Source organism: Ruegeria sp. CI5 (genome assembly GCF_056536885.1).
In genome coordinates this window covers 308,605-325,485 of record NZ_JBQFQN010000004.1, presented here as the reverse complement: position 1 = coordinate 325,485, position 16,881 = coordinate 308,605, and the positions used below count along the sequence as shown (strand labels likewise).

Sequence of the window (16,881 nt, the reverse complement as noted above, 5' to 3'; positions counted from 1 at the left end):
ACAACCCCGCGTTCCTCCGGACGCGGGGTTTTTTCATGACGCTTGAAAAGAAAAAGGGCGCCCAAAGGCGCCCTTGTCTCATGGTCCGTCCGATCAGACCGCCATGCAGATGTATTTCATCTCAAGATAGTCTTCCATGCCGTGGTGGCTGCCTTCGCGGCCAAGGCCGGATTGCTTGACGCCACCAAACGGGCCCAGTTCAGAGCTGATGATCCCGGTGTTGATGCCGACGATGCCGTATTCCAGCGCCTCGGCCACCTTGTACACGCGGCTCAGATCCTTGGCGTAGAAATACGAGGCGAGGCCGAAGATCGTGTCATTGGCCATGGCGATGACCTCGTCCTCGTCCTCGAACTTGAACAGGGGCGCCAGCGGGCCAAAGGTCTCTTCCTGCGCGACCTTCATGTCCTGGGTCACGTCGGTGATGATCGTCGGCTGGAAGAAGGTGCCGCCCAGATCGTGCGGCAGGCCACCGGTCAGGATCGCGCCGCCATTGGCCGTGGCATCGGCGATGTGCTCCTGCACCTTGGCCACCGCCTCGTCGCTGATCAGCGGGCCGGTCGTGGTGCCATCGGACAGGCCGTCGCCGATTTTCAATGCCTCGACCGCGGCCTTGAGCTTGGCGGCAAAGGCGTCATAGACACCGGCCTGCACATAGATGCGGTTGGCGCAGACGCAGGTCTGGCCGTTGTTGCGGAACTTGCACAGCATCGCGCCTTCGACGGCGGCATCCAGATCGGCGTCGTCGAACACGATGAACGGCGCGTTGCCCCCCAGCTCCATCGAGCATTTCATGACCTGGTCCGCGGCCTGGCGCAGCAGGATCCGGCCCACCTCGGTCGAGCCGGTAAAGGTCAGCTTGCGCACGCCAGGGTTCTCGCAGAACTCCTTGCCGATCTCGCTGGCCTGTGACGAGGGCACCACGTTGAACACACCCGCCGGAACGCCGGCCTGTTCGGCCAGCAGCGCCAGCACCAGCGCCGACAAGGGCGTTTCGGTGGCCGGGCGCGCGACAAAGGCGCAGCCGGCGGCCAGTGCCGGGCCTGCCTTGCGCGTGATCATCGCGTTGGGGAAGTTCCACGGCGTGATCGAGGCCGCCACCCCGATCGGCTGTTTCAGCACCATGATCCGCTTGTCGCGCTGATGGCCGGGGATGGTCTCGCCGTAGACCCGCTTGGCCTCTTCGCCGAAGAATTCGATGAAGGACGCGCCATAGGCGATCTCGCCCACCGCCTCGGCCAGGGGCTTGCCCTGTTCGGCGGTCAGGATCTTGCCCAGATCCTCGGCGTTTTCCATCATCAGGTCGAACCACCGGCGCAGGATCGCGGCGCGCTCCTTGCCGGTCAGCTTGGCCCATTCCTTCTGTGCGGCCTCGGCCTGCGCGATGGCACCGGCCACCTGGGCGCGGCTGACATCCGCGACCTCGGCGATCACGTCGCCGCGGGCCGGATTGGTGACGGCAAAGGTGCCGTTGTCACCATCGACCCATTGCCCGCCGATATAGGCCTTGGTGACCAGAAGGTCGGGGTTCTTCAAAAGCGATTTCAGGTCGGTCGTGGTATCCAGCATGGGTCGGCCTCCGGGCAGGGAAAGAATTTGCGCGTACCCAATCAGGTGGCGCAGAACATGTCTAGGGCCACCCGGGGGCGTCAATCAATCCAGATTTGATCAAAAAATAGATCGGCGTGCGATGCAAGGGCCGGAAAGCATCAAAAGCCAGCCAGCTGTTGGTTTTGACGCCTATCTTTTTCGATAGGGTTTTGCCAAAGTTCCGGTGATTTGAGAGACCCAGGGGGATGTAAATCGTTATAACATTTCCTATCTTGTTGGGTAGATAAGAAAAACAAGGATTGGACAGATGTCGAACCAGCAATTCGAAGCATTGATCGAGGAAACCCAGGCCAAGGTGCGTGAAAGCCAGTCGCAGATCGAAGGGCTGACCTCGCGGATCGAGGCCGCACGCGCCAAGATCGGAACGGCCGAAGCGGATATCGACATCGAAAATGCCACGCTTGAAGACGTGCACGCCCACACCGAGGTGATGAACGCGAACATCGCCGAACTGATCATGGGGCTGGACGACGTCACCAGCGCGTTTTCCAAGGATTTCGACCAAATGCGCTCGAAGACCGGGTGGGAATCGTTAGTGGGCATCTTCTCGAAGGGTAAATCCGAGTCCATGCGCCAAGAACGGATGCGCTCAGCCAATATCGACGACAAACTGCAGGACCTGATCGCGAAATCAGACGTGATCGTGAAGCTGCTGGAAGGACAACTGGCCGTGCTGGAAGAGCAGCGCGTGAAGGTTGAGAACAACCTGACCGTCACGCTGGACGACCGCGAGGCGACCGTGGCCGAACTGGAAGCGTTGCGTACCCAGATTCAGGGCATGGACCCGGCGATCATCACGCTTGAAAACAAGATCAGTGTCGAGCAGGACGCCGCCGCGCGCACCAAGCTCGAAACCGAACTGGCCGAACTGAACAAGCAATACAACGCGAAGGTTCAGGAAGAGCAGGTCAAGCTGGCCAAGTCCCAGACGCTGGAGCGCTATATCGAAAAGGGCAAGACCTGGGTCGACTCACTGCAGAACCAGGCGGCGACGCAGATGGTGCTGATCAACAAGCTGCAGACAGACACGCAACAGCGCGTGGTGCTGTATGACGCCCTGACCAAATCGCTGAAAACCGCGCAGCAGCAGGACGTGGCCCACCGCATCAACGAGATCGGTGTGCAAACGGATCAGGAGGCGCAAACCGCCATGGCCGCCATCGGCACCGCGACCAACCAGAAGATGGCCGACATGCTCGAGGCGCACGAGGATCACATGGTCTTTGCCCGCGACGTGTTGGAGAAAAAGGCCAAGGCGGACGAACGCTTTGCCCGCCGGTTTGCCTCGATTGTCGAGAAGCATGATAAGAATTTGTATGGGGGATAACCCCTAATGTGGAACTGGAAAGTATTTCGTAAATTTGGCCTTTCAGGCATTTTGATCACGGTTGCAGGGGGATTAGTTTCACTGTTCTCTGACGACGGTGTTTCCTTGGCGAAAATTGGTGCTGACGCACCATTTCTTATCACCAGTCAGGACGGCATAAACGGAATTCTGGTCGCGATACTCTTTCTAACACTTCTGTTTATTTTGCTTGGGTGTTTCGGAAATCTCGCGCGAGCGCTGTTTTCCATGACTGCTCACACAATTATGAGCCGAGAGCCAAAATTTTTCAATGCGCACCAATCGGAGGCCAATATGGTCTTTAGTTTCTTTGAACTCGATGCGTTAGGAAGAGTGCCTTCCGTCAAGGATGAACTGCAGTGATTTCAATAGGTGAAATGCTGCTGAGAGCCGCCAATGACTAACCCCACCCAAGACCATGTCGGTCTGACCGACACCTTCGCCTCGCGCCGCTATTTCCGCAAATTCGAGGTGATCACCGTCCACCTCCTGCGCGTGGCCGCGACGATGGAGGCGGAGGGCGCGATCAGCAAGCAAGAGGTGCGGATTATTTCGCGTTACCTCTCGGGGTTGCTCTACACCTTCCGCGCGCTGAGCATGAAATACCTGCTGGTCGGGCGTGATACCGGGCGGTTCTTTGGCAGCCTCGCCATGGACAAGCGCGACAGCGGGTTTCCGGTGGCGGCCGAGTTGCTCACCATGGCCAATGACGCGCAGCAGGCGCAGGTGCATCTGGCGAATATGCCCTCGGAAGAGGACCTGAAAACCGAGATGGTGCGGACGATCATCAGCGACAGGGAAATCCCCACCAAGCTGCAATTCGCGCTGTCCCAAAGGCTCTATTACAAGGAATTGTTGAAAGGTCAGTTGTTCTGGGCCCGCAATGACCCGGAGTGCCATTGGATCGAGACCGAGGGCGAGCGGCGGAAGTTCCTGATTCATTGGGCGGTCTATGACAGCCAGATCAACCTGCCGGTCATCTACCTGATGCAGTTGGAGGACAGCGGTAAAACGGCCCTGCCCAAGGACCAGCGTCGCTGGCCCGAAGTGCAGGCGCATCTGATGGCGCAGTCGCTTGGTGGCTTGAAACTGGTGACCATCGCCAAAGGCTTCGACCAGGATTTCGACGACCTGCACCCCAAACATTTGCGCCGCATCCATGTGGGCCCGATGTATTCCTCGGCCTATACCGAGCAATCCGGCCCCCTGCGGCAGGTGTTGGAGGACGCGCAAGCCCCCGAGGGGCAGGATTGGGCTCTGGCCTGGACCACCGAAGAACTGCACAGCGAAGAGGTCATCGAAGAACGCGCCGGATGGTTCTCGACCGTCGAGCGCGAGGTCTTTGCGTTGGACCCCTTCGGCGGACAGGGGGCCGAGACCGGGGCCACACGCACCCAGCGCTCGATCATCCTTCCCCAGCGTCCGTTCCAGGTTCTGGCCGAACGCAATCCGCCGGGCTTTGCGGATGTGCGCAAGTTTGTGGTCAGCAAGTCCGGGCAGGTGTTGCGATATTGATAATACAAAGGCGATTTTGAAATGAGTTTGACGTCAGACCAGATGGAATTGCGCGAAGACGATATTCGCAAGCACTATCCTGCCGCCACCGCATTGCTGAACGGGTTCGAGCATGCGCCGCGCATAGCCAAACCCGCCGAGGCCGCCGTCGAACGGTCACCGGGTGTGTCGACGGGGCGGCGGTTCCGGTCGACCACGCCGGGGTTGGTAACCCGCCGCACTGCGCGAGCCGATGGGGTGCATCTGGTCGAACGGATCGAGGCCGCGGATGACGGCGACGCGCTGGTGTCCCCACAGCAGGCGACCACACAGCAGGCGATCCGCCGGGCGATTGCCATCGCTTTGGCGGTGGCCGAAACCTATGCGGACCAGACCCCGCTGGCCGATCTGAAACGCGCGAATCTGGCCGGAGATCTTGCCGCCGCGCGCAAGACCGAATTCTCGGATCTACTGACTGCAGAAGCACTGATCACCTTGCACACCTGCGGCAATGCGTTGGCCTATCTGATGTCCTCGCATCTGGGTGAGACCACGGTCGAAATCGGTGAAATCGATGAGGTCCTGACAGACAACGGCCAACTCGCCCTGCACGGTGCCCTTTGGGAGCTGGATCAGGTTCTGGCCAAGCACGCGCCCGATGATGCCCATCTGATCGCGGCCACCAGTGCCTATGCAGAGCAACTGATGGAAAAAGCTGCTCTGCGCGCGCAAACGGCTGGCCATCTGGCCCCGTTCCAGAACGCCGCCTGGCATATCGAGGCCGACGATCTGACGATCCGGGGATTTGAGCCCGCGTCGAAAGCCAAATCCACCACGCTCACCATGACGTTCAAGAAACCGAACGAGGTGGTGGGCAACCATATCGCCAAATATCAGGCCATGAAGCTGGCCAAAATGCTGATGGCTTATGATTTTGACCGTCGCCTGAACCCGTTCGCGGAGCTTGGCGGGTTTATCTTTACCTTCATGGGCGACGGCAAACCGGGCACCGGCAAGACCACTCTGATCCAGATGATGGCCGGGCTGATCAATGATTATTGCCAGAATGCAGGCTATCCGTTCCGCTATCAGAACCTGAGCACCGACAATATCGACAGCTATCAGGGCAAATCCGGCCAGAACGCCAAGGCGTTCATCAACACGATCATCGACCCCTCGGTCATCGGCTTTGGCACGATCGACGATATCGATCAGCTGGCCGGCAAACGCGGCGACCGGCAGTCCAGCGCCGGGCAGTTGGAGATCACCGCCGTGCTGATGGAGAGCTTTGCGGGCGCCAACACCGTCGTGCGCGGCAACTGCACCTTTGGCATGTTCTCGAACTACCCCGAGAATGTGGACGACGCCCTGCGCCAGCGGGCAGGCGCGCGGTTCCTGGTGGACGGGCCGCAAACGCGTGAGGATTACATTGACATTCTGCACCTGCTGATGGGCCGCAACCACGACATCCCGCTGGGCGAGCACGACGCCTATGCCGCGCAGGAAATCAAGAAGGCCGTCGCCGCCAGTTTCGAAAGCCACTCGCGCCCGCATGAGGATGCTTTGCTGCTGGTCTATGAGCGTGTTTCTGGTGAGATCGGCCAGATGGACACGATCGCCAAGCTGGGCACCTACCTCAAGGCGATCCAGCAGGCGGATGAGCGGTTCACCGGCCGCGCGATCAAGAACATCACCGACGCAGTCAAGGTCCGCGCGATGGATTTCGAACTGCCCGACGAGTGGATGGAAAACCCCGACCTGTTCCTGTTCCGCGACTACGACACCAAGAAGGCGATGATCGAGGAGCTGCGCCAGCCGATCACGGTCGAGATGGTGATCCAGGAGATCAACCGCTACGCCGACAGCGAGTTCCGCTATGCCGACAAGAGTGACGAGGTCGCGATTGAGAACGCGGTGCGTGAGATGGGCCGGATGGAAGAGGCCAAGCGGCGGTATCTGGAGGGGCAGGGGTGAGCTTTTGGAGCTTTTTCTTACCCTACTTCGTTGCTTTATTAGTACTTTCTCTATTGAGCTATATTTGTCTCTCTCTCTTTTGGCTCAAGCCGCTCGAAAGGCTACATATTCTTTTGGCATTGGTAATCGATGTCGTGATCACGATCTCGCTTATGTCTGTATTGACTGTCATCGCCCTTCTTTATGCAACGGGTTTCGCTGTCTCGGAGACTTGTGGCGACCCCCTCACAAGCGGCTTACCTTGTCCGATTCTGGAAAAATTCGGTTGGTCAGTTTGGGCGATACTTATTTGGATTCCAGTGACTTTTTATGGTTTGGTACGAAGGCTCAAAGTGGCTTTCGTCGAGAACAGAGCTGCATCATGATGGATAGCTATCTGTCATCAATCGATTGGCTGCCAACTGAACAAAGGCTCGCTTCATGATCCGCCTCATCGAAAAAGGCCTGATGTTCGGCAATCTCGTCCACATCTCCAGTCCGGCTCTGGTCGAGCGGTATAACCGCGCGCTGCAACATCTGGCGGGCAAGACCACGGCGCTGACGGATTTCCATGTCGATATCTCGGGTTATTCGCCGGAGGTGGGGATTGAGTTGGACGACCCGCTCTATCTCAACCCCAACGGGGTCAACCGGCAGTTCATCCTGCTGACGACCGAGCAGAAACGCGCGCCTCTGCTGAACGTCAAATTCTCGACCTCGCGCGATATCCTGCGCGAATTCATCGAGATGAACGAGGCGCAGCTGTTCGCTCTGACCGCCACCGATGCGGTGGCCGGAGAGCTGGTGAACTCGGTCTTCAAACTCACCACCCCGCGCGACCTGCTGAACCTGCGCAAGATCGAGATCGAGGCCGACACCGTGGGCGGCACCCTGCGCAAGGCCGATCAGTTGGCTGGCATGGTCGAACGGTTCAAGACCGAGGAAGACGCCTGGTTCGATGATCTGCTGATCGCGAAGATGATCGAAACCGCTAAGGAAACCGGCGACGTCACCCGCAACCCTGTCCGGTTGCGCCACACGGCGTTTGAACAGCGCAACTTCTGGACGGCGCATTTCGGCGGCATGTATTTGTTCACGGATCTGGATCACCCGGCGGCGATCTGCATGGGTGAAAGGCCAGTGGATTTGCCTATCAAATATGTCTTTGATCCGTCGCAGCGAAACCAGATTGCCAAATTTCTGAACTACAACGATCTGGTCGAGCCGATCGTCAAGGCCCGCGGCGTGGATGCCGCCGCGATTCTGCAACAGAAGATGGACTTTCTGACCGTTGACGCCGCCGCGGATGCGGGCATTGATCTGACCGGGCTGGACCGCAGCGACATGCGGCGTTTGGCGCGCAACCACGCGGATCGCTTGCCCGAAGCCTATCATGGCCTCGCGCAATTGTTGCGCTGGGCGACCGATGGCGGGCCTTGGCCGCGTATCACTTCGGATCATCCGGCCTATTTCTATTCGCTGCGCGCCGCCAATACCCCAAACCGCGATCTTGTGAATATGCTGCTGGCCGAGCTTGCCCCGCTGGACCCGCGCCAGATGTTCATTTGCCACAAGGAACTGTTCTACCGTACCTATGGTGGCTGGTCGGAGCCGAAAAAGGCCTATGTGGCCGAGTTTCTTGCCCGTGAATATCAAGTGGACAAGGCCGGGGCCCGCGCCGCACTGTTCGGGCATGAACCCGACATGAGCGGCGAAGACCGGGTCAGCGAGGCGGTGATCGCACGGGTCGGCCCTTGGGGCGCGGTAAGGAAAGAGTGATATGTTCGGAGCAATGCGCCTGTTTCTCGGTCTGCTCGTCGTTCAGACGATTGCCTACTTTGCCTTGTCTCTTTACTCGCGTCGCGTCCGGCGACAAAAGCTTGAGACGTGGTGGGAAGAGAAGGGCAAGACCGGCAACAAGGAAGCCTTTGTCGAACGCGGATTGCATGTCTATGACAATTCGTTCCGTCGCAAACTGATCCTGGGTGTTTATATCGTGCCTTGGGTGGCGATCGCTGCGCTGATCTATGTCGTGAACTACATGTGAGGTTTTGGGAATGGTCTACATCAAATGGGCGTTCATCCTGATTTTCTGGATCACGCTGGGTGCGATCCTGCAATACTCGCTGCCGCAGCACGACATTGTCCGCATCGTAAACACCTACGAAGAGCGGCAGGATCTGACGGATTGGACCCGCATTTTCTGGTCTGAGCCCGATGATCAGTCGACCAGCCTTTCGAACCGCGATGTGCAGTTCATCCAAGCCGTGCGGGCGAACGGCAAGCCGATCGTCTATCGGAACGAAGATACCAGCTGGGGTTGGCCACCCTACTTCAAGTTCGATACCGCCAACCTTTACACCGAAGCCAACGACGCGATCTCGGACAAGGATGATCCGGATTGGGTTGTCGTGACCCACTACGGCTGGCGCAACGAGTTTCTGTCGATCTTCCCGAATGCCATCTTCATCAAACATGTCGAAGGACCGGACGTCCGCATCATTCCCTGGTTCAACATCATTTTCCTGACCGTGTTTTTTGCCAGCGTCTGGGCGCTTTGGGTGCGTTGGCGCAGGTTCCGCGAAGCCCGCATCGACCCCATGCTTGAAAGCGTCGAGGATGGTCTCTACGCCGCTGGGGATGCGATCGACGAACGAAGGTCCAGCTTCCGGCGCTGGCTGGACAGTTGGAAGTCAAAATAGAACGAAACCGGGAATTTGTCTGAAAGTCGGCTTCCTGCCTATGCGGACCGCTATCTGACGACAAACTCGGCGTGAAGGGCTCCGGCGGCTTTGATGGTTTTGAGAATGTCGATCATATCCCGCGGAGACACGCCCAACGCGTTCAGGCCCGCAACCACCTGAGACAGCGTCGTCGCTTCGGGTATTTCTGCCAACCCGGTGCCGGCGTCCTCCTCAATCCCTGCGATGGTTCGCGGCACAACAACGGTCTCCCCTCTGGCAAAGGGGTTGGGCTGAACGGCGATCGGAGATTCCTCTACCCGAAGTGTCAGATTGCCTTGGGAAACCGCGACACGTGAAATTCGGACCTCCCGCCCCATGACGATTGTGCCGGAGCGCTGATCAACAACCACCCGCGCTTTGGTTTCAGGTTCAACCAGGATGTTTTCGATCCGGCCGATCGCATGCGCGGTGGAAGGAGCCCGCGTTTCCGGGATGCTCAATTCCACCGTGCCCGAGTCGCGCATGACCGCAACGGCGCGATTGAACTCGCGGTTGATGGCCGCTTCGATCCGACCGGCGGTTGTAAAGTCCGGCTCGCGCAGGGCCAACCGCAATTGGGAAAGACCTGACAGTTCAAAATCGATCTCCTGCTCGACCCGCGCCCCGGCGGGGATGACACCGGATGTCGGCACCCCCTGAACAACCGATGCAGCGTCGCCCTCGGCGACTGCACCACCTGCCAGAACTGTGCCCTGCGCAACTGCATAGATCTGCCCATCTGCGGCATTCAAGGGTGTCATGACGAGGGTGCCGCCCAGCAGGCTTTTGGAATCTCCGATCGCCGAAACGGTCACATCGATCTGCCCACCAACCCGCGCAAAGGGCGGAAGGGTGGCGGTGACAAGAACGGCGGCGACATTCTTGGGGCGAAAGTCCTCGCCAGTGACGTTTACGCCCAACCGTTCAAGTATGTTCGACATGATTTCTTCGGTGAACGGGGAATTGCGCAACCCGTCACCGGTTCCGTTCAGTCCAACGACAAGGCCATATCCCACCAGATCATTGCCGCGTACACCGTCAAAATTCACCAGATCCTTGAGCCGAACAGCCCCGGAAGCCGCCACCGAAGGCAGCATGATCAGAAGTAAGGCCAGAAGTCTCATCTCAGGAAATTCACCAATGATAGGGCCGAATTGCGGACGGTGACCGAATAGAGGCTTTCAAGCTGGAACTGCACGGTCTGCAGGTGTGCCGCAGTTTCGTAGGGATCGGCGGCGACAAGTTCGTTGCGCGCGTATTCAAAACTGGTCCTGGCCGCCGCATTTCGTGTTTCGGCCTGTTCGATGCGGGCTTGCGCCGCTCCGATCTGAGCGCGCATCGTCACGACGTCATCCTTGGTGTTGGCCAGAGCCACGCCCAGATCGGTGAACAAGGCAGTTTGCAGGTCTGGTGGCCATCCCAGCGCGCCCTCCGTTGCCAGCGCCGCAAGCGCGACATCGCGCAATCCATCCCGAAGTTTCGGATCATTGGACGTGAACTGCATGTTCACCCGCTCGGTTTCCGAAATCTGCATAGGTGCGAGGGTCGTGTTGGAACCGTTGTACATGACCGCCTCAAACCCGGCAGGATCATTGAACCAATCTTCGGCCGCCTGGCGAATATCGTTCAGGGTTGTCAGCCCTGCCAATTCGGTTCGCAGCGCAGCCAGTAGCGTGTCCGTCGACTGCAGCGGGGAGGCATCCGTGGCGGTTCCCGCGAACAAGCTGCGGCCACCGACCCGCGTGTTCAATGAAGAAATCATCGTGTCCAGTTCGTTGCGCGCCTGAGCCGAGGCCTGAGCATGCGATGTTGCTTGGTTGGATGTCCCAAACGCGAGCAGAGAAGCCGAAACCTCGCCAATCGAGGTTTCAAACGTCTCGAGGCTGATCTGAGTGGCATCAGCAAACAGATTTGCCTCAGCGGTCGCCGAAGAGAAGGCGTCCAGCTGTGCAATTTTTCGATCCAGGTCCAGCAAATGCGAGTAATCGCCATTGAGACGTCCAGAAATGTCAGCGGTTTTTCCCGTGGACATTTCATAGGACAGGGTTTCGATCTGCGTTTTGATCTCGGTGCTGCGCGCGCGCAAGGTCAGACCGCGGGCCAGATCACCAATCGAGTTCAAGGTCATGGTTACATCCTCAGCAGCAAATCCATCAATTCGTCGACAACGGTGATGATCCGCGCATTGGCGGCATAGGCCTGTTCAATCTGCATCATGCGCTGCAACTCGGTGTCAGTGTCCACGCCTTGCTCGGCCACTAACTGTTCCATTTGAAGTTGCGCGTTGGATGCGTAGCTTTGGCGCGATTGAGCGGTATGGGTTGCTGTGCCAGCTTTGGACAAAAGCGCCACCGACACTTCACTGGCCCGCAAAGCCCCTGTACCGAAAGCCGGGGCAGGGCGCGGCGTGGTCAAAACGGCGCCAAAATCCTGCAGCTGGGTTGCCTCGCCGGGGTCGTTGGGTGCAACGGCCCCCAACCCCGCACGCAGTTTCCAACTGTCGCCGCCGGCATCAGGATCGACAATCGGGTTGAGCTTAAGACGGGACGCGAGCCCCGCCGGCGCCGTGGCATCGAAACGGGCGCCGGCATCGGTGAACAAACCCGGATCAGTCGGCATCGCGGTCGGGTCCAGGCCGGCAGTTTCGAACCGTTCGATCAGATCGCGCGCGACTGCATCTAGGTCCTCATGCGCGTCGATGGCCAACACGTCGCGAATGTCAAACTGGGCTGCCAGAGCGCCCCCGCGGATCTGTGCGGAATCACCGGATGTGCGGACTGGCCGTCCATTGAGCTCGAGCCCGGAGAGCAGTCCGTTCCCTACGGTCATGTGCGGTTTGGTATCACCGGTAACCGAGAACGCGAACTCTGCGGCGGATCCTTCCAGCAGTATCAGCCCACCGTCGGAATACAGTGAGACGCGGTTGTTGTCGCGCGTCACGACATTGACCGGAACCAGCTGGTTGACTTGGTCAATGAGAACCTGGCGTTGATCCAGCAACCCATTGATATCGCCGCCCGCGTTCTCAACAGCCGGGATCTTGGCATTCAACGCTTCGATATCTTTCAGGTTTGTATTCAGTGTTTCGACATACGTCCCGATTGTTCGGTCCGCGTCAGAACGCATCTTGCTGAGGCCGTCGGACGCCTTATTCAAATCGGCAACCAGATCCCCAGCTGCGCGCGCCGCCAGATCCAGACGCTCGACCGAGCCGGGATTGCTTGCGGCCGTGATCAAGCTGTTCTCGAATGCGCTCAAAGATACCGCGATCGATCTGCCGTCATCGGGGGTACCGACCAATGCTTCGAATTGCGAGTAAAACTCCGAGATTGCCGAGGCCGCCGCGTTATCCGCCGTTGCCGCGCGCAGGTTCGCCATCAGAACAGGATCTTGATGGCGGGTGATTCCCACGACCCTGACGCCGTTGCCGGAAATAGAGTTGGTGGTCAGCTCCAACGTCCGCTTGGCGTAGCCGGGCGTCAGCGCATTGGCTATGTTGCCCGAGACGACGGCGGCGCCGCGTCTTGCCGCGCCCAGCCCACCCAGCGCGTTATTCAGGGCCGTTGACATGCTCATGAGGCCGTTCCTTTCCGCTTTGCAGGTTCAGATCAGCGCTTGATGTTGGTTGTTTCCTGCAACATCTCGTCGACTGTCTGGATCACCTTTGCGCTTGACGAATAGGCGCGCTGGGTTTGGATCATCGACGTCAGTTCAGTCGCAACGTCGATCGTCGACTCTTCGCGCGCGAAGGAAATCAATTCGCCCGTCGGACCTTCGCCGGCATCCCACAGGAAATAAGTTCCACTGTCGCGAGACGGCGCATATGTCTGGCTGTCGAGTGCGGTCAGCCCATTCGGGTTGGGGACGTCCGCCAGCGGTATCTGGTACATCCGACGGGTGACGCCCGTGTCATACAGCGCGTAGACGTATCCGTTTTCATCGACCTGAACGCTGGACATGGTCCCGACTGCGGATCCGTCCCGGGTGATCGAAACCGGCGCAAACGTGTCGGACAGTTGAGTGATTCCATCGCTGTCACCGATCAGACCGATATTGACCTCCATCGGGCCGCCGGCGACGTTGACGACAAAGCTGCCGGTGGTCGGATCATAGGTGCCACCGGACACGGTGGTCACACTGGCAAGGGTACCGCCTGCGGTTCTGCTGTCCGTAAATGTCAGCGTATATTCACCGATCACGGCACCGCCCGAAGCGGAGTCGCGCAAGATCATCGTCCATTCGTTGCTGGACCCGGCGGCCGGCACCGTCGGGACAAGCTCGATATCGACATTCTCGGGTTTGCCCAAATTGTCGAAATATTCGACGGACAAGGGCTGCGTGTCACCAGGTGCGCCGGCATCGGTGGCCGTGGCGGGCAGGTTCATGCGCAGGTTCATTGCGGTGGTCGGCGAGCCGGACAATTGATTGACGCTGAGTTGAACCGGCTGCAACGCTGCGGGTGTGTCGCGCGAAACGTTGGGAATGGACCCATCGGCGTTGGCGGGCCAGCCCAGCAGCACAAGTCCGGACTCGGTAACCAGATACCCTTCCGCATTGGTTCGGAAGGATCCGGTGGTGGTCAGAAGCATTTCGTTTGAATCGGTTCCGATCTGGGAACTTGGGCGAACCGGCAGCATGCCCCGGCCGCGCACGGCCAGGTCGGTTGAGTTGTTGGTGGTAACCAGCGAGCCACGCTGATCGATCAGTCGCTGGCTGGTGGTCCGGACGCCGCCCGCCGAATAGCTTCCGCCCTGGCCCGACGTCACCATCGAATGAAAATCCGTCTCAACCCGCTTGTAACCGTAGGTCGAAGAGTTGGCGATATTGTCCGATATGGTCGCCAACCTGTTCGCGTTGGCCTTCAAGCTGGCCACACCGGCATTCAGCGAAGAGGAAATTGTCATCGGCACGCCCTTCTGTTGCGTCAATCGTTCCCGCAACAGCTAACGCGCTGGGCCTTAACAGCGCGCTAACAAGTAAAATGCCAGATATCCTCCGATCTCAGGGATTGCGTAGAAACACGATCTCGATCCGGTTGTTGCGGGCCGCCATCGGGTTTTTCACCGCCAGCTTGCGATCGGCATGACCCGTGACCCGTTCAAGCCGTTTGGCGCCGACCCCCTTGTCCTGAAGCATCTGCCGTACCACCTGCGCGCGCGAAGTCGACAGATCCCATGACGGATTTCGGGCCAGAACCACCGGAGAGGAATGCACGTGACCCTCGACCGAGATGGAATTGGTCACCATGTCCGATGAACGTGCAACCAACAGCACCAGTGCACGCATCATTTGGGTCGGAGAATCGGAACCTCTCTCGAACAGCGGCTCATCTTCGGTATCGAACAGCTCGACGATCAGACCCTCGTCCGTCACTCGAGTGACAATATGCTTCAAGGCCTTTTTGGACACCATGCTTTCGCCTGACCGCCCCAGCAGCCGCGCCTCGAGAGACGAGAAGTCTTCGAACGCGCCGCGCCCGCCGCCATCGGCATCCACACCGGTCGAACCCCGTGCGCGTTTGGCCTCGGTCGGGTTCTTGTTCGTCGCTCCCGAGCCGTCCATCACCATGGTTTTCTCCGAGAACATGTTGTCGCCTCCAAAGGCCCCGTCGCCCCCGCCGGAAACGGGATTGATCGGAATTGTCGGAGAGAAGTAGTCCGCCAAACCCTTGCGTTGCTTTTCGGTCGTTGCGTTCAGCAGCCACATCAACATGAAGAACGCCATCATGGCCGTCACGAAGTCCGCATACGCGACCTTCCAGGCGCCGCCGTGATGGCCATCGCCACCCGAAACGCGCTTCTTCTTGATGATGATCGGCGCCGCATTTGATTGCGCACCCATCTAAACCACCCTTTTTCACCCACTCATTGGATTAACAGCGCGCGGATTAAGGGCGGCTTAATATCTAAAACTGTTCAGACCTTTGCCGACCCCTCATTGGACCATCCCGGCGTTGGCCCGGCGCAGGATGACCGAAAGGCGGTTGAAACTGTTCTGGATTCCATCCGGATCGAGTTTGCCGAAAAAGCCGTCAAGCTCGTCATGGATGCGAACCGCCTGATCCAGGAGCGGGTCCGTGCCCGGCGTGTACAGACCCGCCTTGATCATCACTTCGGACTGCTCATAGCTTCCGACCAGCCGGCGGGCTTCGGCGATCAGCTTGTTTTCCTCGGGTGTCGCCGCAGCCGGTAAAGAGCGCGAGACCGACCGGCTGAGCGCGATGGCTGGAAAGCGCCCTCGCTCGGCGATCTCGCGACTTAGCACGATATGCCCGTCAAGAACGCCGCGCAGGATGTCGGCCACCGGTTCATCCATGTCCGAACCCGCGACCAGAACGCTGAACACGGCGGTGATGTCGCCCTGATCGGCGGTTCCCGGGCCGGCGCGTTCACAAAGGCCGGCGATCATCGGTGTGACCGAAGGCGGAAAACCCCGCAGGGACGGGGCCTCACCCATGGCGACGGCGATCTCGCGATGCGCCTCGGCGAACCGGGTGACAGAGTCGCACAGGAACAGAACGCTCAGACCCTGATCCCGCAAAAACTCGGCCGCTGTCATCGCAGACCAGGCGCAGCGCCGGCGGGCCAGAGCTGATTGGTCGGACGTGGCCGCAACCACGATCGAGCGCCCCATACCTTCGGCGCCCAACGCGGTCTCGACGAATTCATTCACTTCGCGCCCGCGTTCGCCCACCAGCGCGACGACCACTGCATCGGCTTGCATGGATCTGGCCAGCGTTGCCAGCAAACTTGATTTTCCCACACCCGACCCCGCAAAAAGGCCGACGCGCTGCCCCTGGACGATCGGAAGCAGGGTGTTCAAAATCGCCAACCCGGTGGCCATACGGTCTCCCAGCGGTTTGCGGTCGACGGCCCGGGGGGGCGCGGACATCACGTTGCGGGCCTGCGTCCCGGGCAGAAGTGGTTTGCCGTCCAGCGGTTTGCCGAACGGATCGACCACGCGACCAAGCCAATGCAAACCGGGTGCAAAAACCGGAGTCGGCTCAAGATAGACCCTGTCCCCCAGGCGAACGCCGTCAGGGGCTGCGCCAGGCAGCATGTGAACGGCTCCGGCCTCGACCTGCAACACTTCGCCAGCCAAGGGCTGGTCGTCGCGTCGCCGCAAAATCAGATGGTCGCCGATGCGCGCGTGTTCCGCCAGCCCTTCGACCTCGATCACCCCACCGGAAACACCCGCGACCAGACCCATGTGCCGCACTGGAGAAAGCCGTTCGAACTGGTACTTCAGAATCGAGGGATCGAGGTCGGACATGGCGTCGGCTCCAATTGGTTTCTGAAAACGGTTTCTAAAGGAATCGGGGTTAAGCCTTGATTGAAATTGATCGAGGGAGAAGCCCCGATGTTCTCGGACCTGAACGTCTTTAAAGTTGCGTACGCCCTGGCAACCCACGCCGGACAACGGCAGGCCGTCATCTCGCGCAACATGGCCAATGCGGATACGCCCGGCTACCTGGCTCGCGATATTGAGCCTTTCGCGGAAGCCTTTGAAAAATCCAGTGCCACCAGCGCAATGAGCGCGACCCGCGACGGTCATTTGAACGGTGTCGGGCCGGGCGGCATGACTTGGGCCGAGCATATGCGCGGCGGCGCCGTCGATCCCAATGGCAATGGTGTTTCGCTTGAAGAAGAAATGCTGAATGCGGTCGAGGTCAAGCGACAGCATGACCGCGCGCTGGCCATCTACAAGTCCTCGATCGGGATCCTGCGTACCAGTCTGGGCAAGGCGTGAGGAGGC

At 59.4% G+C, this 16,881-nt stretch carries 15 protein-coding genes; 8 read left to right on the top strand and 7 right to left on the bottom strand.

Annotation, left to right across the window (positions count from 1 at the left end):
* Positions 1 to 93: 93 nt before the first annotated feature.
* The gene (locus ACR0BA_RS14400) at positions 94 to 1,569 is read right to left on the bottom strand and encodes an NAD-dependent succinate-semialdehyde dehydrogenase (protein WP_170342490.1); all 1,476 of its coding nucleotides are present in this window, start codon (positions 1,567 to 1,569) and stop codon (positions 94 to 96) included.
* A gap of 289 nt (positions 1,570 to 1,858) precedes the next feature.
* Between ACR0BA_RS14400 and ACR0BA_RS14395 the strand changes: the two genes are divergently transcribed.
* The 7 genes from ACR0BA_RS14395 to ACR0BA_RS14365 all read left to right on the top strand — a co-directional run bounded on the left by ACR0BA_RS14395 (position 1,859) and on the right by ACR0BA_RS14365 (position 9,105).
* Complete coding sequence (locus ACR0BA_RS14395; protein ID WP_480728561.1) at positions 1,859 to 2,938, top strand: hypothetical protein; 1,080 nt, start codon at positions 1,859 to 1,861, stop codon at positions 2,936 to 2,938.
* A gap of 6 nt (positions 2,939 to 2,944) precedes the next feature.
* The gene (locus ACR0BA_RS14390; RefSeq protein ID WP_480728559.1) at positions 2,945 to 3,319 is read left to right on the top strand and encodes a hypothetical protein; all 375 of its coding nucleotides are present in this window, start codon (positions 2,945 to 2,947) and stop codon (positions 3,317 to 3,319) included.
* A gap of 33 nt (positions 3,320 to 3,352) precedes the next feature.
* Complete coding sequence (locus ACR0BA_RS14385) at positions 3,353 to 4,471, top strand: hypothetical protein (RefSeq protein ID WP_480728557.1); 1,119 nt, start codon at positions 3,353 to 3,355, stop codon at positions 4,469 to 4,471.
* A 21-nt stretch (positions 4,472 to 4,492) separates the two neighbouring features.
* Complete coding sequence (locus tag ACR0BA_RS14380) at positions 4,493 to 6,424, top strand: AAA family ATPase (RefSeq protein ID WP_480728555.1); 1,932 nt, start codon at positions 4,493 to 4,495, stop codon at positions 6,422 to 6,424.
* 420 nt (positions 6,425 to 6,844) lie between these two features.
* The gene (locus ACR0BA_RS14375; protein ID WP_480728553.1) at positions 6,845 to 8,182 is read left to right on the top strand and encodes a DUF6638 family protein; all 1,338 of its coding nucleotides are present in this window, start codon (positions 6,845 to 6,847) and stop codon (positions 8,180 to 8,182) included.
* A 1-nt stretch (position 8,183) separates the two neighbouring features.
* Positions 8,184 to 8,450: a hypothetical protein gene (locus ACR0BA_RS14370; protein ID WP_093963662.1), complete on the top strand. Its 267-nt coding sequence runs from the start codon at positions 8,184 to 8,186 to the stop codon at positions 8,448 to 8,450.
* 10 nt (positions 8,451 to 8,460) lie between these two features.
* Positions 8,461 to 9,105, top strand: a complete 645-nt coding sequence (locus ACR0BA_RS14365) for a DUF1523 family protein (RefSeq protein ID WP_480728551.1) — start codon at positions 8,461 to 8,463, stop codon at positions 9,103 to 9,105.
* A gap of 50 nt (positions 9,106 to 9,155) precedes the next feature.
* Here the strand turns inward: ACR0BA_RS14365 and ACR0BA_RS14360 are convergent, their stop codons facing one another.
* The 6 genes from ACR0BA_RS14360 to ACR0BA_RS14335 all read right to left on the bottom strand — a co-directional run bounded on the left by ACR0BA_RS14360 (position 9,156) and on the right by ACR0BA_RS14335 (position 16,398).
* The gene (locus tag ACR0BA_RS14360; RefSeq protein ID WP_480728549.1) at positions 9,156 to 10,250 is read right to left on the bottom strand and encodes a flagellar basal body P-ring protein FlgI; all 1,095 of its coding nucleotides are present in this window, start codon (positions 10,248 to 10,250) and stop codon (positions 9,156 to 9,158) included.
* Positions 10,247 to 11,254, bottom strand: a complete 1,008-nt coding sequence (locus ACR0BA_RS14355) for a flagellin (protein WP_480728548.1) — start codon at positions 11,252 to 11,254, stop codon at positions 10,247 to 10,249. The genes ACR0BA_RS14360 and ACR0BA_RS14355 overlap by 4 nt, the downstream gene beginning before the upstream one ends.
* 2 nt (positions 11,255 to 11,256) lie before the next feature.
* Complete coding sequence (gene flgK, locus ACR0BA_RS14350) at positions 11,257 to 12,696, bottom strand: flagellar hook-associated protein FlgK (RefSeq protein ID WP_480728644.1); 1,440 nt, start codon at positions 12,694 to 12,696, stop codon at positions 11,257 to 11,259.
* Positions 12,697 to 12,734: 38 nt separating this feature from the next.
* Positions 12,735 to 14,030, bottom strand: coding sequence for a flagellar hook protein FlgE (locus ACR0BA_RS14345; RefSeq protein WP_480728547.1), 1,296 nt, complete (start codon positions 14,028 to 14,030; stop codon positions 12,735 to 12,737).
* A 97-nt stretch (positions 14,031 to 14,127) separates the two neighbouring features.
* Positions 14,128 to 14,967, bottom strand: coding sequence for a flagellar motor protein MotB (locus ACR0BA_RS14340; RefSeq protein ID WP_170369932.1), 840 nt, complete (start codon positions 14,965 to 14,967; stop codon positions 14,128 to 14,130).
* Between the two features lie 93 nt (positions 14,968 to 15,060).
* The gene (locus ACR0BA_RS14335) at positions 15,061 to 16,398 is read right to left on the bottom strand and encodes a FliI/YscN family ATPase (protein WP_480728545.1); all 1,338 of its coding nucleotides are present in this window, start codon (positions 16,396 to 16,398) and stop codon (positions 15,061 to 15,063) included.
* Between the two features lie 87 nt (positions 16,399 to 16,485).
* Here ACR0BA_RS14335 and ACR0BA_RS14330 point away from each other — a divergent pair, with 87 nt between their 5' ends.
* Complete coding sequence (locus ACR0BA_RS14330) at positions 16,486 to 16,875, top strand: FlgB family protein (protein WP_480728543.1); 390 nt, start codon at positions 16,486 to 16,488, stop codon at positions 16,873 to 16,875.
* Positions 16,876 to 16,881: the final 6 nt, after the last annotated feature.